Below are 20,225 nucleotides of genomic sequence, written 5' to 3'. Positions count from 1 at the left end.
ACGGCGGCGGGTCAGCCGGTGTTGCGCAGGCCCGCGGCGACGCCGTTGACGGTCAGGAGCAGGGCGCGCGAGAGCAGCGGGTCGGCGGCTTCGCCGCGCGCTGCGGCCGCGCGCTGGCGGGCCAGGAGGGAGACCTGGAGGTAGGAGATGGGGTCGAGGTAGGCGTCGCGGACGGCGAAGGTCTGCTGGAGGACGGGGTGGGAGTCGAGGAGCTTCTCGCCGCCGGTGATGCGCAGGACCTCGCGGACGGTGAGTTCGTGCTCGGCCTCGATGCGGGTGAAGACGTGCTTGAGGTGGTCGGGGACGAGCGTGTCGACGTAGTGGCGGGCGATCCGCAGGTCGGTCTTGGCCAGTGTCATCTCGACGTTGGACAGGAAGTTGCGGAAGAAGTGCCAGCGCTCGCCCATTTCGGTGAGGGCGTCCTCGTGGCCGGCGTCGCGCAGGGCCTTGAGGCCGGAGCCGACGCCGTACCAGCCGGGGACGATCTGGCGGGACTGGGTCCAGCCGAACACCCAGGGGATGGCGCGCAGTCCGTCGAGGCCGGCTCCGGAGTCGGGGCGGCGGGAGGGCCGGGAGCCGAGGTGGAGGTCGGCGAGCTGGTCGACGGGGGTGGCGGCGAAGAAGTAGGCGGGCAGGTCGGGGTCTTCGACGAGTGCGCGGTAGGCGGCGTGGGCGGCGTCGGAGACGGTGTCCATGGCCGCGTCCCAGCGGGCGAGGGCTTCGTCGGACTGGCGGGGCGCGGTGTGCAGGGCGGAGGCCTGCAGGGTGGCGGCGACGGTCAGTTCGAGGTTCTCGCGGGCGAGGGAGGGGACGAGGTACTTGTCGGAAATGACCTCGCCCTGTTCGGTGACCTTGATCTCGCCTTCGAGGGTGCCCCAGGGCTGGGCGAGGATCGCGTCGTGGGAGGGGCCGCCGCCGCGGCCGACGGTGCCGCCGCGGCCGTGGAAGAGGCGCAGGCGGACGCCGTAGCGGTGGGCGACGTCGCGCAGGCGGCGCTGGGCGCGGTGGATCTCCCACTGGCTGGTGGTGATGCCGCCGAACTTGGAGGAGTCGGAGTAGCCGAGCATGACCTCCTGGACGTCGCCGCGGAGGGAGACCAGGCGCCGGTAGGAGGGGTCGGCGAGCATGTCGTCGAGGATGACGTCGGCGGCGCGGAGCTCGTCGGTGGTCTCCAGGAGCGGGACGATGCCGATCTTGGCCCAGCCGGCGTGGAGGTCGATGAGGCCGGCTTCGCGGGCGAGGACGGCGGCGGCGAAGACATCGTCGGCGCCCTGGCACATCGAGATGATGTAGGACTCGATGACTTCGGGGCCGAACTTCTCGAAGGCGTCCTTGACGGCGGCGAAGACGCCGAGGGTCTTGGCGCCGGCGGCGTCGAGGGGTGCCGGGGTGGGGGCGAGGGGGCGGCGGGAGCGGAGTTCCTTGGCGAGGAGCCTCTGCCGGTAGTCGCGGGGCATGTCGGCGTAGCGCCAGGATTCCTCGCCGAGCCGGTCGAAGAGCTGGCCGAGGGCGTGGTGGTGGGCGTCGGCGTGCTCGCGTACGTCCATGGTGGCGAGCTGGAGGCCGAAGGCGGCGAGGGTGCGGATGGTGCGGTCCATGTGGCCGTCGGCGAAGAGGCCGCCGCGGTGCTCGCGCAGGGAGGTCTGGATGAGGGTGAGGTCGGTGAGGAAGTCGGCGGTGCCGAGGTAGTCGCGGCCCTCTTCGTGGGGGGTGCCCTTGGCGAGGCGCTCACGGGTGTTGAGGAGCTTCTGGCGGATGCAGGTGGCCTTGAGCCGGTAGGGCTCTTCGGCGTTCAGCCGCTTGTAGCGGGGGCTGATCTCCGGGAGGCGTTCGAGGTCGGCCTGGAGGGAGGCGAGGAGTTCCTCGGTTGCCCCGGTGTAGCGGATGGAGTTGGAGAGCAGGCTGCGCAGGAAGTCGACGAGTTCGAGGGCGTCGGTGATGCCGTGTTCGTGCTGGAGGATCAGTACGTCGCGGGTGACGTCGGGGGTGACGTTGGGGTTGCCGTCGCGGTCGCCGCCGATCCAGGTGCCGAAGGTGAGGGGGCGGGTGCCGGGGGGCAGCTCGATGCCGACGCGGCGCAGTTCGGCGGCGAGGTCCTCCAGGACGTCGCCGACGGCTCCGGCGTGGAGTTCGTCGAGGTAGTAGATGGCGTTGCGGGCCTCGTCGGCGGGCTCGGGGCGGACGACGCGCAGTTCGTCGGTCTGCCAGACGAGGTCGATGTTCTCGGCGAGGCGGAGGTCGTGGCGGCGGCGGTCGCCGGCGCCGGTGACGGGTTCCTCCAGGAGTGCGGCGATGCGGCGCAGCTTGTTGAGGACGCTGCGGCGGGCCGCCTCGGTGGGGTGGGCGGTGAAGACGGGGCGGACGTTGAGGTTCTTGACCGTCTCGCGCAGGTGCTCGGGGTCGGCGTCCTTGAGCATGTCGGCGGTGCGGGCGAGGAGCCCGCCCTCGGCGGCGCGGTGGGCGCGCAGTTCCTTGCCGCGGTGGACCTGCTCGGTGATGTTCGCGAGGTGGAAGTAGGTGGAGAAGGCGCGCACCAGCTTGGCGGCGGTCTCCAGGTCGGTGTCGCCGAGGAGGGCGGCGGCGGCCTCGCCGTCGGTGCGGGTGAGGGCGCGGACGCGTTCGACGAGGTCGAGCAGGTCCTGGCCCTCCTGGCGTACGAGGGTCTCCCCGAGGAGGTCGCCGAGGCGGCGGATGTCCGCGCGCAGTTCCGCGTTGGCGGTGGCGGCCGGGGTGACGGGGGCCTGCTGGGTGGCCAGGGGGGCCTTGTCAGCACTGCTCACAGGTGCGGCTCCTTGCAGTGTTCGAGCGCTACTGGGCGGTGGGCTCCCGGCCGTGCACGGCGTGGGACCCCGCCGGACTCCGTCCGGGGGACCGCCGCCGGCTGAGGTGTGGCTCGGGCTGCCCGTGCGGACCGCGCTGTCCGACGGGGACCAGGATAGGTGTCCCGTGCCCGTGCCTGGGCAAACGTCTCACTGACCGAGTCAGTCGGGGTCGGGCGGCGCGCGTGGCGCGGGAGCGGCTCCGCGGGTGGCGGTTGCGTTCCTGTTGTGCCGGGAACCGGCTGCGCCATACTTACCCTGCCGTAGGTTACGGGACCGTAGGTCTTGTGCCCGGCGAGCCTCCCGACTCCTCTCACCCTCCAGGGGACCCCCATGACCACCAGTCCGGATCTGATCGGGGGCGCTTCGGCACCCTCGGACTCTCCTGTGCCGTCCGCGACGCTGGGCGGCGAGAACAAGCGGTCGATCGAGCAGATCGCGCTGCTGCTGTTCATCACCGTGCCCTTCGTGGCGCTGCTGGCGGCGGTGCCGCTGGCCTGGGGCTGGGGGGTGAGCTGGCTGGATCTGGGGCTGATGGTGTTCATGTACTTCCTGGCGTGCCACGGCATCACCATCGGCTTCCACCGCTATTTCACGCATGGTTCCTTCAAGGCGAAACGGCCGCTGCGGATCGTGCTGGCGGTGATGGGGTCGATGGCGGTGGAGGGCCCGCTCGTGCGGTGGGTGGCGGACCACCGCAAGCACCACAAGTTCTCGGACCACGAGGGTGACCCGCATTCGCCGTGGCGGTTCGGCGAGACGGTGCCGGCGCTGATGAAGGGCCTGTGGTGGGCGCACATCGGCTGGCTCTTCGACGAGGAGCAGACCGATCAGCAGAAGTACGCGCCGGACCTGATCAAGGATCCGGCGATCCGGCGGATCTCGCGGGACTTCATCTTCTGGACGGTCTTCTCGCTGGCGATTCCGCCGCTGGTGGGCGGTCTGGTGACGATGTCGTGGTGGGGGGCGTTCACGGCGTTCTTCTGGGGTTCCCTGGTGCGCGTGGCGCTGCTGCACCATGTGACGTGGTCGATCAATTCGATCTGCCACGCGGTGGGCAAGCGCCCGTTCAAGTCGCGCGACCGGTCCGGCAACGTGTGGTGGCTTGCGGTGCTGTCGTGCGGTGAGTCGTGGCACAACCTGCACCACGCGGATCCGACGTCGGCGCGGCACGGTGTGCTGCGGGGGCAGGTCGACTCCAGTGCGCGGCTGATCCGCTGGTTCGAGCAGCTGGGGTGGGCCACGGACGTGCGCTGGCCGTCGGCGGCCCGGATCGACGCCCGGCGCAGGGAAAACCGTCCGAACCCGGCATGATGGGGGGCGTGGCGATCGACGGCGGTACCTCCAGCAGCGACAAGCCCAGCAGGCGCGGCCGGCGGGTGCGGATGACGGGCGCGGAGCGGCGCCAGCAATTGCTGGACATCGGCCGGGCCCTGTTCGCGGAGAAGGGTTTCGAGGGCACGTCGGTGGAGGAGATCGCGGCCAAGGCCGGGGTGTCCAAGCCGGTGGTGTACGAGCACTTCGGCGGCAAGGAGGGGCTGTACGCGGTGGTGGTGGACCGGGAGATGCGCCAGTTGCTGGACGGGGTGACGGGTGCGCTGACGGCGGGGCATCCGCGGGAGCTGCTGGAGCAGGCGGCGTTCGCGCTGCTGGACTACATCGAGTCGTACACGGACGGTTTCCGGATCCTGGTGCGGGATTCGCCGGTCGCCCAGTCGACGGGGACGTTCGCGTCGCTGATCAGTGACATCGCCACGCAGGTCGAGGACATCCTGGGGCTGGAGTTCAAGGCGCGCGGCTTCGATCCGAAGCTGGCGCCGCTGTACGCGCAGGCGCTGGTCGGGATGGTGGCGCTGACGGGGCAGTGGTGGCTGGACGTGCGCAGGCCGAAGAAGGCAGAGGTGGCGGCGCACCTGGTGAACCTGGCGTGGCACGGGCTGGACGGGCTGGAGGCGAAGCCGCAGCTGGTGGGCCGCCGCAAGAGCTAGCGGGCCCCGTGCTCGGCGCGACGGCGCCCCGCCACCGGGTCCGGTGGCGGGGCGCCGTCGTGTGGGGCGCCGTCGTGTCGTGCGAAAGACACCCCCTAGGGGGTCCTGGCTTCGTACGGTTCCAGGAATTCGAGGCGGTTGCCGACGGGGTCCTCGGAGTAGAAGCGGCGGTGGCCCGGCAGGTTCTCGTCCCAGACCACGTCGGCGCCGCGCTCCTGCAGTCTCTGCGCGTACGCCTCGATGCCGGTGACCCGGAGGCCGGGGTGCGCCTTGCGGGCGGGCCGGAAGTCGGCTTCGACGCCGAGGTGCAGGTGCACGGGCCCGGCGGCGAACCAGCAGCCGCCGCGGGCGGCGAGGACGGGCGGCTTGGCGATCTCCGTCATGCCCAGGACACCGGTGTAGTAGGCGCGGAGCCGGTCCTCCGCGTCCGGCGGCGCGGCGAGTTGGACGTGGTCGAGGGCGGTGAGCACGCTCAGGCCTCCTTGCGGGCCACGGCGAAGATCCTGCGGAAGGGGAAGACGGTTCCGCGCGGCCCGCTCGGGTAGGCCGCGCGGAGCCGGTCGCGGTATTCGGTGAGAAAGGCGTCGACGGCTTCGCGGTCGTCGCCGAGGGCGGTGAGGACGGGCCGCAGGGCGGTGCCCTTGACCCAGTCGAGTACGGGGTCGGGGCCGTGGAGGAGCTGGTGGTAGGTGGTCTCCCAGACGTCCGCGGCGCAGCCGAGGGCGGTGAACCGGGCAAGGTATTCGGCGGGTTCCAGGAGGTGGATGTAGCGGGCGCCGTGTCCGGCGAGCCGGCCGCGCCAGCGCGGGGTGTCGCACTGCTCGGCGAGCAGGGCGTGGCTGGGGGCGGTGAAGTTGCCGGGGATCTGGAAGGCGAAGGTGCCGCCGGGGCGCAGTCCGTTGATCCAGGCGCCGAAGGAGCCGGGGTGGCCGGGGACCCACTGGAGGGCGGCGTTGGAGACGATCAGGTCGTAGGGCTCTTCGGGGAGCCAGCCCGCGATGTCGCCGTGACGGAAGTCGAGGCTGCCGCCGCCGGCGGTGGGGCCGGCGTACTGCTCGGTGGCGCGCTGGAGCATCTCCGGGGAGAGGTCGAAGCCGGTGATGGCGGCTTCGGGCCAGCGGGTGGCGAGGAGTTCGGTGACATTGCCGGGGCCGCAGCCGAGGTCGGCGATGCGGGCGGGGCGGGTGGGCAGTTCGGGTATGCGGGTGAGCAGGTCCAGGAAGGGCCGTGTGCGGTGGCCCGCGTGCCGGAGGTACTGCTGGGGATCCCAGGTGGGTGCGGAGGGCGCGGTGGACGTGGGGGTGCCTGCGTGCCCGGTATCGGAATACATGTTCGAGCCTCCCTGCTGGCGGGGCGATCGGAAGCGGAAGCCGTTCCGGCCCCCTCCATGCCCCATGCTCACTGCATTTATATCTCGATGTCAAGATACTTGTTCTCAAGATACTCGGGATGAAGAGACTTCACATCGACAGACCCCTTACACTGATCGGCATGGAGGACGAGGTCGACCGACTGGTGGCGGCATGGCGGCGGGAGCGCCCTGACCTCGACGTGGAACCGCTCGAGGTGCTGAGCCGCGTCAGCAGGCTCGCGCGCCACCTCGACCGAGCCCGCCGGCTGGCCTTCTCCGAGCACGGCCTGGAGCCCTGGGAGTTCGACGTCCTGACGTCGCTGCGCCGCGCCGGCGCCCCCTACCAGCTCTCCCCGGGCCAGCTGCTGACGCAGACCCTCGTGACCTCCGGCACCATGACCAACCGCATCGACCGGCTCGCCAAGAAGGGCCTCGTCGAGCGGCTTCCCGACCCCAGCGACCGCCGGGGGGTCCTCGTGCGGCTCACCCCCGAGGGCCGGGACCGCGCCGACCAGGCCCTCGCCGGGCTGCTGGCCCAGGAGCGGGCGATCCTGGCCCAGCTCTCGCAGAGCCAGCGCGGTGACCTCGCCGGGCTGCTACGCCAGTTGACCGCTCCGTTCGACAACATCCCCGGCTAGGTCGGCCGGTCGTACGCCCGCCCGGCGGGCCAGCGCGACCGCCGCCAGGGTGGAGTGCACCCCGAGCTTGCCCAGGACGTTCTGCATGTGGGTGCGGACCGTGTGCGGGGACAGGAACAGCCGGGCTGCCACGTCCTTGCGGCCCAGCCCCGCCACCATGCAGCGCAGCACCTCGTGTTCGCGCGGGGTGAGGGACTCCACGAGCCGTTCGCTGTCCGTACGGTGCTTGCGCGCCGCCGTCAGTTCGCGCAGGACCCCGGTGAGCAGCGCGGGCGGCAGGTGGGTCTCCTCCCGCAGCACTCCGCGGACGACGGCCAGCAGGCGCGACAGCGAGCAGTCCTTGGCCACCCAGCCCGAAGCGCCCGCCTGGAGTGCGAGGGCCGCCCGGCGCGGGTCGTCCCGCTCGGCCAGGACGACCGTACGGACGCCGGGGTGGGCCGCCCGCACCCCGGCCACGAGCGCGATGCCGTCCGCGCCGGGCGGCGGGGGCCCGGTCGCCGGCTCCCGCTGGGCGGGCACCGTCCCGGGAGCTGCGCCGAGGTCGGCGTCGACCAGCAGGACGTCGAAGCGGCGGCCCTCGGCCGCCGCGCGTTCGAGGCAGCGCAGCGCGGCGGGGCCGCTGCCGGCCGCGGACACGTCCACGTCCGGCTCGGCCGTGAGCGCGGCTGCGAGCGATTCGGCGAAGATGCGGTGATCGTCGACGACGAGAACCCGGATACGAACCACAAAACCCCCAAGGGTAGGGGAACGGACGGCGGCGGGTACGGCGCCGGGACCGGGTGATCCGCAGGCCCCGGCCGCCGCCGAGACATACGTGCACTACCCCGGACCGGACGCCGTACCCGACGTGTCTCGACCCCTGAATCAACACCGGCCCCCACCGGTGTCACGCATCAGCGTAGGGGCGGGTGCGGCTCGCGGTTGGCCGAATAGCAGAAGTTTTCCCCGGGATTGTGCGGAGCACGCGCCCCGAACGGACCTGGCCGTGGCCGGAAACCGCCGGGCCCGGCGAGGCGGTGCGGCCTCGGCGCAGGCGCGTGCCCCGGGCAGTTGCACGGGGGGTGTTTCACCCGGCGCGCGCACGCCGGGCGCCCGCGCACAGCGCCCGGCCGCGGCGCACGGCCCCAGCGCGCACGCCCCACCCTGGCGCCTGCCGCACGAGCCGCGCACCCGAGGCGCGGCTCGGATCGCATCCGCCCGAGGCCCGAGGGAACCGCTGCCCGGGCGAAGAAGCCCCGGTCAGGCAGCGTGGGTGCGGGCGAAGTCCCAGGCGTCCTGGATGATGCCGGTGAGGTCCGAGCGGTTCGGGGTCCAGCCGAGGCGCTCGTGGGCGGTGCGGGCGGAGGCGACGAGCATCGCCGGGTCGCCGGCCCGGCGCGGGGCGACGACCTCGGGGATCTCCCGGCCGGTGACCTTGCGGACGGTCTCGATGACCTCGCGGACCGAGAAGCCGCTGCCGTTGCCCAGGTTGCAGATCAGGTGCTCGCCGGCGGTGGCGGCCCGGAGGGCGGCGAGGTGGGCCTCCGCCAGGTCGGCCACGTGGATGTAGTCGCGCACGCAGGTGCCGTCCGGGGTCGGGTAGTCCTCGCCGAACACCGAGATGGACTCCCGCTCCCCGAGGGCGACCTGCAGCACGAGCGGGATCAGGTGCGTCTCGGGGCTGTGCCGCTCGCCGTACGCGCCGTACGCGCCGGCCACGTTGAAGTAGCGCAGGGACACCGCGGCCAGGCCGTGGGCCGCGCACTCCCCCGCGATCATGTGGTCGACGGCGAGCTTGGAGGCGCCGTACGGGTTGGTGGGGGCGGTCACCGAGGCCTCGGTGAGCAGTCCCTCGGTGGGCTCGCCGTAGGTGGCGGCGGTGGAGGAGAAGACGAGCCGGCGGACACCCGCCCCCCGCATGGCGGCCAGGAGGGCCAGGGTGCCGCCGACGTTGTTCTCCCAGTACTTGCCCGGGTTCACCACGGACTCGCCGACCTGCGAGGAGGCCGCGAAGTGCAGCACCGCGTCGAAGGAGGGGTCCACGTACTGCGCGGCGTCCTGGATGCGGCCCTCGACGAACGTCGCGCCCGCCGGGACCCCGACGCGGAAGCCGGTGCTGAGGTCGTCGAGGACGGTGACCTCGTGGCCGGCCTCCAGGAGGTGGGCCGCGACCACACTGCCGACGTATCCGGCGCCACCGGTTACCAGGTACTTGCTCACTCGCTTACTGCCTCTCGCGGGGGACCACGCGCGTGCGGGTTGCGCGTGCTTGGGCACTGGCTTACCCGATGCGGCACCCGTGGGGGAAATCGGCGGGGCATCGGCGCAGGGCCGCGGCCGCCGGCGGCCGCCGGCTCAGCCGAGCGGCGCGGTGGACGCCGGGCCCGGCAGGGCGCGGTCCAGCAGGCCCGTGCGGGCCGCGAGCGCGGCCGCCTCCAGCCGTGATCCCACGCCCAGTTTCATCAGGACCCGCTGGACGTGCGTACGGGCGGTGCTCGGGGCGATGGCCATGCCGGCGGCGATCAGCCGGGTGTCCTCTCCCTCGGCGACCCGCACCAGCACCTCCACCTCGCGCGGGGTGAGCAGCCTCAGGAGCCGGCTGCCCTCGTCGTCGGGCTGGGCGGCGGGGTTGAGCAGTTCCGCGAAGGCCCCTTGGAGCAGTTGCGGGGCGATCGCCACCTCTCCGGCCCGGGCTTTGGCCAGCGCCCGCTCCACTCCTTCGATGCGCTCGTCCTGGCGTACGTAGCCGCAGGCGCCGGCGGCGAACGCGGCGGCGATCCCCCGCGGGCTGGGCACCGGGCCGAGGACGACCACGGCGATCTGCGGGCGCTCCCGCTTGATGCGGACGACGGGCTCGAAGGCGCCGGGCTCGGCGGGGTGGGCGGTGCCGAGGAGGCAGACCTCCGGGGCTCGGCCGATGACCAGTTCGGCGGCGCCGGCCGCCGGGGCCGCGGCCGCCAGGACCCGGTGGCCGCGCAGTTTCAGGGCAGAGGCCAGCGCCTCGGCCAGCAGCCGGTGGTCGTCGACCACCACGACCCGTACGCCCATTGAGGAACCCACCCCCCACCCTTCTGCCCCGGCAAGCTACACGCTTGTTCGACGGCGCGCGGGGGATACCGCGCAGAAGCCCCCGATCGGTACGGACCGTTCGGGGGCTTCGGGCGGCGCAGTGCGCTCAGCTCGCGGTGAACGAGACGAAGAGGTACTCCGGGTCGCTGGAGTAGGGCTTGCTGACGTTCTGCTTGGACATGAAGAGCTTGCCGTTGCGGTAGCGCAGTTCGGAGGAGAACTCGGGCGAGAAGGAGGTCTCGGCGCGCCGGATGTCCTTGTCGGCCGGGTTCTCCATGAGGAGGGTCTCCTTCATCGTCCTGCCGTCGATGCTGACGATCTGGCCGCCCTTGTCGTACGGGGGGATCTTGTAGGCGATGATGTTCGATCCGTCCATGCGCAGCGGGTACATGGTGTACCGCTCGCCCGCGTCGGCGCGGTCGGTGGTCTGCTTGCCGGTCTCCAGGTCGAAGGAGAGCAGCTCGTTGGTGCGGCCGGTCGGGGACTGGCCCTGGTGCTCCGCGGACGGCACGTAGATCTTGCCGTTGCCGACGACCATGTGCGAGCACTTCTCGACGTCGGTGGAGGCGCACTTGGCGGCGAAGCTGCCCGCGGCGAGCGGGATGCGCGCCTTCAGCTCGCCCTTGGGGTCGACGACGAACAGGTCGCTGACGCCCTTGCCGCCCTTGGCGTTGTCGCCGACGTCGGCGGCGACGACGAACGGCTTGGTGGAGACGATGTGGGCGTACTCGATGCCCTGGGAGAGCTTGTACGAGGCGGTGGGCGCGCCGGTGGCGGGGTCGAGGAGCTGCGCGTTCAGCGTGTAGTTGGGGTGCTGGCCGCACTTGCGGATGACGGCGAGGGCCTCACCGCCGGCGTAGCCGGTGTCGCGGCAGCTCTCGCCGTCGACCTTGGGCTGCCACAGGTTCTTGCCGTCGGCCAGGTTCCAGGCGGCGCCGCCGCCGGAGACGCCGGCTGCGGCGACGGTCTTGCCGCTGACGGTGACCTCGGAGAAGTGGACGGGCTTGTCGCCGCCGTTGGCGCTCTTGACGTTGCCGGACCAGGCGAGCTTCCCGGCCTCCAGGTCGATGACGCCGACCTCGGTGCACGGCGGGTACTTGTTCTCGGGCGTGGGCTGGGCGGGCCGGAAGAGGACGGCGGTCTTGTTCTCGCTGACGTGGTGGGTGGCGCCGCAGATCTCGCCCGCGAGGGGGATCTCCCACTTCTTGCCGCCGTCGACGAGGTTGTAGCCGACGATCTTCGAGACGTCGGACTTGACGTAGGTGGTGTCGGTCAGCCAGGAGCCGTTGACGGAGACCAGGTCGGCGACGGTGGGGGCCGGCTGGTTGAGAAGCGTCTTCGACTTGGGGTTTCCGGGGACCTTCTCGGTGCCGGGGGTGGAGGGCTGGTTCTTGTCGCCGCCCGGGGAGGCGCTGGGGTCGCCCTGGGCGGTGGTCGTGGAGCCGCCGCTGTCGCCGGAGGTGTACCAGAGGCCGCCGCCGACGATCAGGACGATGGCCAGGAGGGCCGCGCCGACGATCATCAGCTGGGTGCGCTTGTCGCCGCCGCCACCGCCGGCCGGGGGCTGGGCGGGGGGCGCGGGCGCACCGTAGGGGGAGGGCGCGGGGGGCTGCTGCGGGTAGCCGTAGCCGGGGTCGGCCTGCGGGTAGCCGTACGCGGGCGAACCGGCCGGGGGCTGCGGGGCGGCCGCGGGCGGGCCGGGCGGTGCCGAGGGCGGCCCGGCGGGCTGCTCGGGGGGTCCGGCGGGCGGCGGGGGGGCTCCGAACCCGCCCGGCGGGGGATCCTGCGGCGCTCCGAAGCCGCCGGACGGCGGCTGGCTGGGGGGCGGCGGGGTGCTCATCGGTTGCTGTTGCCTCTCGCTGGGCGGCTCGTTGCCGGGGATGTCACTTGCCGAAGACCATCAGGAGCTTCTCGTCCTTGTCCTGGGCGAGCAGGCGGGACGTGGAGATGAAGAAGCGCCCGTCCGCGTAGTCGACCTGCGGGGAGTAGAAGGAGCTCTCGATCGGCGCGGAGAGGCCCGAGGGGTGGCGCAGGAGCGCGGTGGGGGTGCTGCCGTCGGCGGGGACGGAGAGGACCTCGCCGCCCTGGCGGGGCTCGGCCGTGCGGTAGGCGATCAGTTGCCCGTTCGCGGCCTTGAGCGGTTCGAGGGTGCGTCCTTCGCCCGCCGGCACGCGCCACTTGGCCTTGCCGGTGGTCAGGTCGAAGGCGACGATCTCGTTGGCCTTGCCGATGTCGGCCTTGGTCGGCAGGTAGAGGGTGTTCGCGTCGACGACGGCGGTGGCGCAGCCCTGGAGGCTGTCGTCGTGGCTGATGCCGCACTCGGTGGAGAACGTGCCCTCGGCGGAGAGGGTGGTGCGCTGCTTGCCGTCGGGTCCGAGGACCACGACGGAGCTCTCCTTGGTGGTCGCGTTGGTCAGGTGCAGGACGATCGGGTCGAGCCCGTAGACGCGGGAGACCTTCCAGCCCTTGGGCAGGCGGTAGGTCCAGGTCTTCTTGCCGGTGGCCGGGTCGGCGTCCTGGACCTCGACGGTCATGTCGGCGTCGTTGCAGGTGGCGACGCCGATGAGCTTGCCGCTGCCGGCGGCGTAGGCGCCGGGCACGCAGCCTTCGGAGGGGCTGCCGAAGAGCTTCTCACCGGTGCTGATTTTGAAGGCGGTGGCGCGGGTGAGGCGGTTGACGGTGACGACGTCCCCGGTCATGGCCAGGCTCGGGTCGATGAACATGTCGAAGGCGCTCTCCTTGGCCACCTCCTTGGACCAGCCCTCCTTCCCCGCCTTGAGGTCGACCATCCGGATCTGGTTGCAGTTGGCGGTCTCCGAGGTGCTGTCGGCGTACAGGACCACGGTCTTGCCGTCGTCGGTGGTCCGCCGGGTCACGCCGCAGATGTCCGCGGGGAAGGTGATCGTCCACTTCTCTTTGCCGTCGGCGACCGCATACCCCTTGATCGTCTTGCCGACGGTCTTGGCCACGGTGTCGCCCACGACCCACTGGCCCTTGGTGGAGACGCCGGCACCGGGGCCGTCGATCTTGGTGGTCTTGAGCCAGAGGACCTTGTCCTCGCCCTGCTTGCGGCCGGCGTTGAGGTCGGTCTGCTGGTTGCCGCCGGGGCCGCTGCCGTCGCCCTGGTCCACGGACGGGGAGCCGGAGGGCTCGGCGTCGCCGGACTCCTGGGCCACGGGCTGCTGGGGGCCCTCGTCGCCACCGCCCAGCACGGCGTAGCCGACACCGCCGAGGACGAGCACGGCGGCGACCGAGGCGGCGACGATCAGCGCCCGCTTCTTCTTCGGCGGCATGCCGGACGCGCCGGGCGCGGGCGGCTGCAGCCCGTGGGCCGGATACGCCGGGACAGTGGCCGGCTGCTGCGGGTACGGCGGCTGCTGCGCGTGCGGCGGCTGCTGTTGCTGCCCGTACGGCGGCTGCTGCGCGTACGGGTTCTCGCCCTGTTGCGGATACCCGTAGCCCTGCTGCGGAGGGCCGGGCAGGTGTCCGTAACCGGAAGGTGTCGGCGGCTGGTTCGGCGGCTGGGGCGGCTCGGTCATCAGCGCACTTTCGGCTTCGGCGGGTCGGGGAGAATGACCTTTCTATCACTGACGCCAGGCATACAACGGACCGGTCCACCCCCTGTTCCCAAGGGAGGACCGGCCCGTGATGCCGTCGTTATCCGGTCAGTTGGTCCCGCAGACCGGCGGAATCTATGCCTCCTCGGCCAGCTCCAGCCACCGCATCTCCAAGTCGTCGCGGTCGGCCAGCAGTTCGCGCAGCTCCGCGTCGAGCTTGGCCACCTTGTCGTAGTCGGTGGAGTGTTCGGCGATCTGGGCGTGCAGGTTGCCCTCGCGGTCGGCCAGCTTGTTGAGCTGCCGCTCGATCTTCTGGAGCTCCTTCTTCGCGGCGCGCGAGTCCCCCGACGCGGTGGACTTCGCCGCGGCGGCGGCCGGCGCCGGCGCCGGGGCGGCCGCCTCGATCATCTTCTGGCGGCGCTCCAGGTACTCGTCCAGGCCGCGCGGCAGCATCCGCAGGCTCGCGTCGCCGAGCAGCGCCATCACGGTGTCGGTGGTGCGCTCGATGAAGAACCGGTCGTGGGAGATGACGATCATCGAGCCGGGCCAGCCGTCGAGGAGGTCCTCCAGCTGGGTCAGGGTCTCGATGTCGAGGTCGTTGGTGGGCTCGTCGAGGAAGAGGACGTTCGGCTCGTCCATCAGCAGGCGCAGGATCTGCAGGCGGCGGCGTTCGCCGCCGGAGAGGTCGCCGACCGGCGTCCACTGCTTCTCCTTGGTGAAGCCGAACTGCTCGCACAGCTGGCCCGCCGTCATCTCGCGGCCCTTGCCGAGGTCGACACGGTCGCGGACGCGCTGGACGGCTTCCAGGACCCGCAGGGACGGGTCGAGTTCGCCCACCTCCTGGGAGAGGTAGGCCAGTTTGACGGTCTTGCCGACGATGACCCGGCCCGCGGCGGGCTGCGCGTCGCCCTGGGTGCGGGCGGCCTCGGCGAGGGCGCGCAGCAGGGAGGTCTTGCCGGCGCCGTTGACGCCGACGAGGCCGACGCGGTCGCCGGGGCCGAGGTGCCACGTGAGGTGCTTGAGGAGGGTCTTGGGGCCGGCCTGGACGGTGACGTCCTCAAGGTCGAAGACGGTCTTGCCGAGGCGGGCGTTGGCGAAGCGCATCAGCTCGGACTTGTCGCGCGGCGGCGGGACGTCGGCGATGAGCTCGTTGGCGGCCTCGATGCGGTAGCGCGGCTTGGAGGTGCGGGCGGGGGCGCCGCGGCGCAGCCAGGCCAGCTCCTTGCGCATCAGGTTCTGCCGCTTGGTCTCTTCGGTGGCGGCGATGCGCTCGCGCTCGGCGCGGGCGAAGACGTAGTCGCTGTAGCCGCCCTCGTACTCGAAGACGTCGCCGCGCTGCACGTCCCACATGCGGGTGCAGACCTGGTCGAGGAACCAGCGGTCGTGGGTGACGCAGACGAGGGCGGAGCGGCGCGTCCGGAGGTGGGCTGCCAGCCAGGAGATGCCCTCGACGTCGAGGTGGTTGGTGGGCTCGTCGAGGACGAGGAGGTCCTGGTCGGCGATGAGCAGCTGGGCGAGGGCGATGCGGCGGCGCTCGCCGCCGGAGAGCGGGCCGATGACGGTGTCGAGGCCCTGGTTGAAACCGGGCAGGTCCAGGCCGCCGAAGAGTCCGGTGAGGACGTCGCGGATCTTGGCGTTGCCGGCCCACTCGTGGTCGGCCATGTCGCCGATGATCTCGCGGCGGATGGTCGCGGCGGGGTCCAGGGAGTCGTGCTGGGTGAGGACGCCCATGCGCAGGCCGCCGGACTGCGTGACGCGGCCGCTGTCGGGCTCCTCCAGTTTGGCGAGCATCCGGATCAGGGTGGTCTTGCCGTCGCCGTTGCGGCCGACGACGCCGATCCGGTCCCCCTCGGACACGCCGAGGGAGATACCGTCCAGCAGGGTACGTGTGCCGTACACCTTGCTGACTGCCTCGACATTGACCAGATTGACGGCCATCAGACGCGCTCCAGGGAAGGGGTGTGGATCAGCCCCTCAGCCTAACCCTCCGGGCCGGGGCGGATCGTTCCACCAGCCAGGCGCCCGCCCACGCCATGCCGATCGCGGCCGGTGCGGTCACGGGGAAGGCGATGAGCGTGGCGGTGCGGCCGTCGAGCAGGCCGCCGAGGCCGGTCATCGACAGGCCGAGGACTCCGAGCAGGCACAGGGTGGTGCCGGCGGCGGCGCAGGGCCCCGAGGCGGGGGCCGGACGGCCGGCCGGGGAGGGCACCGGGGCCGGTGCCGGGGCCTCGAAGCGGCGGAACAGCGCGACGAACACGCCGGTCAGCGCGGCCGCGGCGAGGATCCGGACGGGCACCTGCGCCCACCAGGCGGCGGTGGCGGGCGCCGGCAGGTCGATGCCGAGGGCGAGCTGGGCCGCGTACACGGCGAGCATCGCGGTGAGGTGCCAGAGGAACGCGGTCATGGCGATCCCGTTGGCGGCGACGACCGCCCGCCACACCCGGGGGCGCTCCAGCCAGGCCCCGGCGGGGCGGGCTGCAAGCTGCACGGCGCCGACGAGCCACAGGCCGTGGCAGAGCAGGGCCAGGGTGGGCGGGGCCATGTTGGAGACCTTCTCGCCCGGCATTCCCACCATGGACAGCGGGTACGGGCCGCAGGCCACCAGCAGCGCGGCTCCGGCGAGGCCGGCGGCGGCGAGTACCGCGGGCCGGCGGATGCGCCCGTCGGCCCGCAGGAAGCCGAGCTGGTGCACGGCGAGCCAGACGAGGGCGGAGTTCAGGAACTCCACGTACGGGACACCGAGCGCGAAGCGCAGTACGTCGACCAGCGCGGCGGCGCCGGCGAGCGCGGCGAACACCGCCCAGCCGTGGCGTTCGTGCAGCTTCAGCAGCGGCGGGGTGAGCGCGACCATGGCCAGGTAGATCCCGATGAACCACAGCGGCTGGGTCACCAGCCGCAGGGCGGCGCCGCCGAGCGGGCCGTCGCCGCGCCCGGCGAGCTGCACGGCGAGCGCGAGGGCGGCCCACACCAGGACGAAGGCCAGGGTGGGCCGCAGCAGCCGGCGCAGCCGGGCCCGCAGGAAGGCGGCGTACACAGGGCCTTCGCCGCGGCGGGCCAGGGAGCGGTAGGACAAGGCGTGCGAGAAGCCGCCGACGAAGAAGAAGACGGGCATGATCTGCAGCGCCCAGGTGAGCACCTGCAGGGCGGGCAGGAGGGCGAGCAGGTTCCCGATGCCGTCCCCGCTGACGGCGGCCATGAGCCAGTGCCCGGCGATGACGGTGCCGAGCGAGGCGACGCGCAACAGGTCGACGTACCGGTCGCGGTCGGCGGGCGTGGCGGCGGCCAGGGCGCGTGCGGTGGCTGTCATGGAGCCACGATGTCCGCCGCCCGGGCCCCGCCGACAGGGTGCGGGTACTCAACCGCGCCCTGAGTAGCCGGCCCCGGAAGGCCCGGGGCCGGGCGCCGGACCCGGGGGTCAGGCCGTCAGGACCGTGGCACCCGGGGCGGGGCTGGAGGCGATCCGGGTGGCGCGGCAGGTGCCGGAGGCTTCGAGGGCGGCGGCGGCCTTGGCAGCGGCCTCCTCGTCGGAGACGAGGAAGGCGGTCGTGGGGCCCGAGCCGGATACCAGGGCGGCCAGGGCGCCGGCGCCGAGACCGGCGTCCAGGGTCGCTTGCAGCGAGGGGCGCAGCGAGAGGGCGGCCGGCTGGAGGTCGTTGGCGAGGGTGGCGGCCAGGGCCTGCGGGTCGCCGGAGGCGAGGGCGGCGAGGAGGGCCGGGGAGGCCTGCGGCTCGGGGACCGCCACGTCGGCGGTGAGGCGGTCGAACTCGCGGAACACCGCCGGCGTGGACAGGCCGCCGTCGGCCACCGCGAACACCCAGTGGAAGGCACCGGCGGCCACCGGCGAGAGGACCTCGCCGCGGCCGGTGCCGAGCGCGGCGCCGCCGACGAGGCTGAAGGGGACGTCGCTGCCGAGTTCCGCGCAGAGGTCGAGGAGTTCCTCGCGCGGCGTGTCCAGGCCCCACAGGGTGTCGCAGGCCAGGAGGGCCGCCGCGCCGTCGGCGCTGCCGCCGGCCATGCCGCCCGCGACGGGGATGTTCTTGGCGATGTGCAGGTGGACCAGCGGGGGGAGGCCGTTGCGGGCGGCGAGGATCTCGGCGGCCCGCGCGGCCAGGTTGGTGCGGTCCAGGGGGACCTGGTCGGCGTCCGGGCCCTCGCAGGTCACCGTCAGCGCGTCGGCGGGGGTTGCCGTGACCTCGTCGAACAGCGAGACCGCGAGGAAGACGTTGGCCAGGTCGTGGAAGCCGTCGGCGCGGGCCGCGCCCACCGCCAGCTGGACGTTGACCTTCGCGGGGACCCGTACGGTGACGGGCGTCGTGCGCATGCTGTCGCGGCGCGGGCTCACAGTGCGGGCCTCTCCTGTGCGGGCTTGTGCTCGGCGATCGCGGCGAACTCCTCCACCGTCAGGGACTCCCCGCGGGCCTGCGGGGAGACTCCCGCGGCGACCAGCGCGGCCTCCGCGCCGGCCGCCGAGCCGGCCCAGCCGGCGAGGGCGGCGCGCAGGGTCTTGCGGCGCTGCGCGAACGCCGCGTCGACGACCGCGAAGACCTCCTCCTTCGACGCGCTGGTCCTGATCGGCTCGGTGCGGCGTACGAGCGAGACGAGCCCGGAGTCGACGTTGGGGGCGGGCCAGAACACCTTGCGGCCGATGGCTCCGGCCCGCTTCACGTGCGCGTACCAGTTGGCCTTGACGGACGGCACCCCGTAGACCTTGTTGCCGGGCTCGGCAGCCAGCCGGTCGGCGACCTCCGCCTGCACCATGACGAGGGTCCGCTCGATGCTCGGGAAGCGGTCGAGCATGGTCAGCAGGACGGGCACGGCCACGTTGTACGGCAGGTTCGCGACCAGCGCGGTCGGCGCCGGTCCGGGCAGCTCGGTGACGAGCATCGCGTCGGAGTGGACCAGCGCGAAGCGGTCCTTCTTCGCCGGCATGCGGGCCTCGACGGTGGCGGGCAGGGCGGCCGCCAGGATGTCGTCGATCTCGACGGCGACGACCCGGTCCGCGGCTTCCAGCAGCGCGAGCGTCAGCGAGCCCAGGCCGGGGCCGACCTCGACGACCACGTCGTCCGGGCGGACCTCGGCGGTGCGCACGATCCGGCGCACCGTGTTGGCGTCGATGACGAAGTTCTGCCCCTTCTGCTTCGTCGGGCGTACGCCGAGTACGGCGGCCAGCTCCCGTACGTCGGCGGGGCCGAGGAGGGCGTCGGGGGTGCTGGGCGCGGGGTTATCGGGCTGCTGCTCTGCGGTGCTCACCGGTAAAGCGTCTCAGATCGGCCGGGCGGTCCCGACGACGACGTGGACCTCCGGCGCCGCCCACGGGCACGCGCCCGCGGCAGCGGGCCCCTGCGGCCGCCTACGAGGTGAGCCTGCGCCCGCAGTGGGGCCACGGGCTCGCGCCCCGCTGTACGTAGAGCTTCTTCGCCCGGTAGGTCTGCTCCGCGGCGGGGGCGTCCTGGGGGCGCCCGCTGCCGCCGAGGCCCTGCCAGGTGCGGACGTCGAACTGGTACAGGCCGCCGTACGTCCCGGACGCGTCGGTGACGGAGGCGCGGCCGCCGGACTCGCACTGGGCGAGGGCCGCCCAGTTGAGGCCGTCCGCGCCGGAGACGGAGCTCGGCAGCGGCCTGGTGCCGACCCTGACCAGCTGGGTGACGGGTTCGCGCACGACCTCGTCGGCGACGGCACGGGGCCTCTGGCGGACCCCGTTGACGGTGCGCAGGCTGTAGGTGACCCGGCGCGCGCCCGGCCGGCCGGCCCGCTCGACGACCTCCGTCCCGGCGAACAGCTCGGCGTCCTTGACCCGCTCGGTCGCGAAGGGGATGCGCTCCTCGCGGACCTCGCGGGTGCCGGTGATCCGGAGCACGGTGACGGTCTGGCCGTCGCGCGGGAAGGCGGTGGGCGGCACCGAGGTGGTGTCCTGGCCGCGGAGGGTGATCCCGGCCTGGTCCAGGGCCTCCTGCACGGTGGCCGCGTTGGTGCGGATGGTGCGTTCGCGGCCGTCGGCCATGAAGGTGACGCTGCGCTCGGTCCGGACGCTGAGGGCCAGGCCGGCGCGCGGGACGGGGGCGGTGCGCGGGGCGGAGAGGTAGGCGCCCTCGGCGCGGATGCCGAGCTGCCGCAGGGCGCCGTCGACGGTGCGGGCGGTGGTCCACACCCGGCGCTCCTCCCCGTCGAGGGTCAGTCTCAGGGGGCGGCCGTAGCGGAGGACCACCTCCTCGCCGTCGTCGAGGGGTTCGCCGGGGGCGGGGGCGACGACGTCGTGGGGGCCGACGTCGAGGCCCTCGGCGGCGAGCAGTTCCTCCACGTCCCCGGCGAAGGTGTGCAGTTCCCGGGGCACCCCGTCCACGGTGAGGCGTACCGATTTGTCGGTGGCGACGAAGGCCGTCGTGCCGCCGGCGAGGAAGGCGACGACCAGGGCCTGCGGCACGATCCGCCGCCAGTTCACGCCTGGGGCGGGGGCGGCGGCGGGGGCGGGGCCGACGAGCACCGGTCCCGCGGCCCGGCGGCGGCCGTGTCCGGCCCCCGCGGGCGCGGATACGGGCGCGGCGGCGGGCGCGGCGGGCCCGCGGCGCCGGCCGGTGCCGGGCGGCGGCTCCTCGACGGCGGTACGGCCGCGGGCCCGGCGGCCGGCGGTGTCGGCGATCGTGGGGGTCGGCACGGGGGCGCGCCGGCGGCCCGTCCCCGGCGCCGGACCGGCCGGCCCGGGCCGATCGCCCTCCCGTGCCGGGGCGTCGGCCCGCGCGGCGGGGTCCGCGGCACGCCGGCGGCGTCCGGCCCGCCGGTCCTCGACCCGCGGGGCGGGCACCGGGAAGGCGGGTTGGGTGTCCCAG

Annotated in this window: 16 protein-coding genes; 3 read left to right on the top strand and 13 right to left on the bottom strand. The window is 73.1% G+C overall.

Annotation, left to right across the window (positions count from 1 at the left end; translation table 11 throughout):
* Nucleotides 1–11 precede the first annotated feature (11 nt).
* Nucleotides 12–2,780 (bottom strand): phosphoenolpyruvate carboxylase, encoded by a 2,769-nt coding sequence (gene ppc, locus IF89_RS0130415; protein WP_078628610.1) that lies wholly within the window; start codon nucleotides 2,778–2,780, stop codon nucleotides 12–14.
* 372 nt (nucleotides 2,781–3,152) lie between these two features.
* Between ppc and IF89_RS0130410 the strand changes: the two genes are divergently transcribed.
* Nucleotides 3,153–4,133: an acyl-CoA desaturase gene (locus IF89_RS0130410; RefSeq protein WP_030774889.1), complete on the top strand. Its 981-nt coding sequence runs from the start codon at nucleotides 3,153–3,155 to the stop codon at nucleotides 4,131–4,133.
* Entirely contained in the window at nucleotides 4,133–4,807 is a 675-nt protein-coding gene (locus tag IF89_RS0130405; RefSeq protein WP_030774888.1) for a TetR/AcrR family transcriptional regulator, read from the top strand. Before IF89_RS0130410 ends, IF89_RS0130405 begins: the two co-directional genes overlap by 1 nt.
* A 95-nt stretch (nucleotides 4,808–4,902) precedes the next feature.
* Here IF89_RS0130405 and IF89_RS0130400 read toward each other — a convergent pair whose 3' ends face one another.
* A complete protein-coding gene (locus IF89_RS0130400) occupies nucleotides 4,903–5,277 on the bottom strand; it encodes a VOC family protein (RefSeq protein WP_030774887.1) in 375 nt (124 codons plus the stop codon).
* A 2-nt stretch (nucleotides 5,278–5,279) separates the two neighbouring features.
* Nucleotides 5,280–6,137, bottom strand: a complete 858-nt coding sequence (locus tag IF89_RS0130395; protein WP_030774885.1) for a trans-aconitate 2-methyltransferase — start codon at nucleotides 6,135–6,137, stop codon at nucleotides 5,280–5,282.
* 161 nt (nucleotides 6,138–6,298) lie between these two features.
* On the opposite strand from IF89_RS0130395, the gene IF89_RS49125 reads away from it, so the two are divergent.
* Nucleotides 6,299–6,796 (top strand): MarR family winged helix-turn-helix transcriptional regulator, encoded by a 498-nt coding sequence (locus tag IF89_RS49125; RefSeq protein ID WP_030659599.1) that lies wholly within the window; start codon nucleotides 6,299–6,301, stop codon nucleotides 6,794–6,796.
* On the opposite strand, the gene IF89_RS0130385 is transcribed toward IF89_RS49125, so the two are convergent.
* The 10 genes from IF89_RS0130385 to IF89_RS0130340 form a co-directional block, all read right to left on the bottom strand.
* Nucleotides 6,755–7,522, bottom strand: coding sequence for a LuxR C-terminal-related transcriptional regulator (locus tag IF89_RS0130385; protein ID WP_030774884.1), 768 nt, complete (start codon nucleotides 7,520–7,522; stop codon nucleotides 6,755–6,757). The genes IF89_RS49125 and IF89_RS0130385 overlap by 42 nt on opposite strands.
* Nucleotides 7,523–8,035: 513 nt before the next feature.
* Nucleotides 8,036–8,995 carry a UDP-glucose 4-epimerase GalE gene (galE, locus tag IF89_RS0130380; protein ID WP_030774882.1) on the bottom strand — a complete coding sequence of 320 codons (960 nt, stop codon included), beginning with the start codon at nucleotides 8,993–8,995 and terminating at the stop codon, nucleotides 8,036–8,038.
* A 135-nt stretch (nucleotides 8,996–9,130) separates the two neighbouring features.
* Nucleotides 9,131–9,823, bottom strand: coding sequence for a response regulator transcription factor (locus IF89_RS0130375; RefSeq protein WP_030774881.1), 693 nt, complete (start codon nucleotides 9,821–9,823; stop codon nucleotides 9,131–9,133).
* 127 nt (nucleotides 9,824–9,950) lie between these two features.
* On the bottom strand, nucleotides 9,951–11,684 hold the full coding sequence (locus IF89_RS0130370) for a PQQ-binding-like beta-propeller repeat protein (RefSeq protein WP_030774880.1): 1,734 nt from the start codon (nucleotides 11,682–11,684) through the stop codon (nucleotides 9,951–9,953).
* A gap of 43 nt (nucleotides 11,685–11,727) precedes the next feature.
* Nucleotides 11,728–13,383: a PQQ-binding-like beta-propeller repeat protein gene (locus IF89_RS0130365; RefSeq protein ID WP_030774879.1), complete on the bottom strand. Its 1,656-nt coding sequence runs from the start codon at nucleotides 13,381–13,383 to the stop codon at nucleotides 11,728–11,730.
* Nucleotides 13,384–13,536: 153 nt separating this feature from the next.
* Nucleotides 13,537–15,339, bottom strand: coding sequence for an ABC-F family ATP-binding cassette domain-containing protein (locus tag IF89_RS0130360; protein WP_030774878.1), 1,803 nt, complete (start codon nucleotides 15,337–15,339; stop codon nucleotides 13,537–13,539).
* A 28-nt stretch (nucleotides 15,340–15,367) separates the two neighbouring features.
* A complete protein-coding gene (locus IF89_RS0130355) occupies nucleotides 15,368–16,708 on the bottom strand; it encodes an acyltransferase family protein (protein ID WP_030774877.1) in 1,341 nt (446 codons plus the stop codon).
* Nucleotides 16,709–16,816: 108 nt separating this feature from the next.
* Nucleotides 16,817–17,722, bottom strand: a complete 906-nt coding sequence (locus IF89_RS0130350; RefSeq protein WP_030774876.1) for a 4-(cytidine 5'-diphospho)-2-C-methyl-D-erythritol kinase — start codon at nucleotides 17,720–17,722, stop codon at nucleotides 16,817–16,819.
* A 17-nt stretch (nucleotides 17,723–17,739) separates the two neighbouring features.
* Nucleotides 17,740–18,651 (bottom strand): 16S rRNA (adenine(1518)-N(6)/adenine(1519)-N(6))-dimethyltransferase RsmA, encoded by a 912-nt coding sequence (gene rsmA, locus IF89_RS0130345; RefSeq protein WP_030774875.1) that lies wholly within the window; start codon nucleotides 18,649–18,651, stop codon nucleotides 17,740–17,742.
* A gap of 100 nt (nucleotides 18,652–18,751) precedes the next feature.
* Complete coding sequence (locus IF89_RS0130340) at nucleotides 18,752–20,053, bottom strand: resuscitation-promoting factor (RefSeq protein ID WP_078628614.1); 1,302 nt, start codon at nucleotides 20,051–20,053, stop codon at nucleotides 18,752–18,754.
* Between the last annotated feature and the right edge of the window lie 172 nt (nucleotides 20,054–20,225).

The sequence above is a fragment of the Streptomyces sp. NRRL F-2664 genome (assembly GCF_000719345.1).
Taxonomy (GTDB): domain Bacteria; phylum Actinomycetota; class Actinomycetes; order Streptomycetales; family Streptomycetaceae; genus Streptomyces.
The sequence above is the reverse complement of the archived record's forward strand: the minus strand, read 5'-3'. Positions and strand labels throughout refer to the sequence as shown.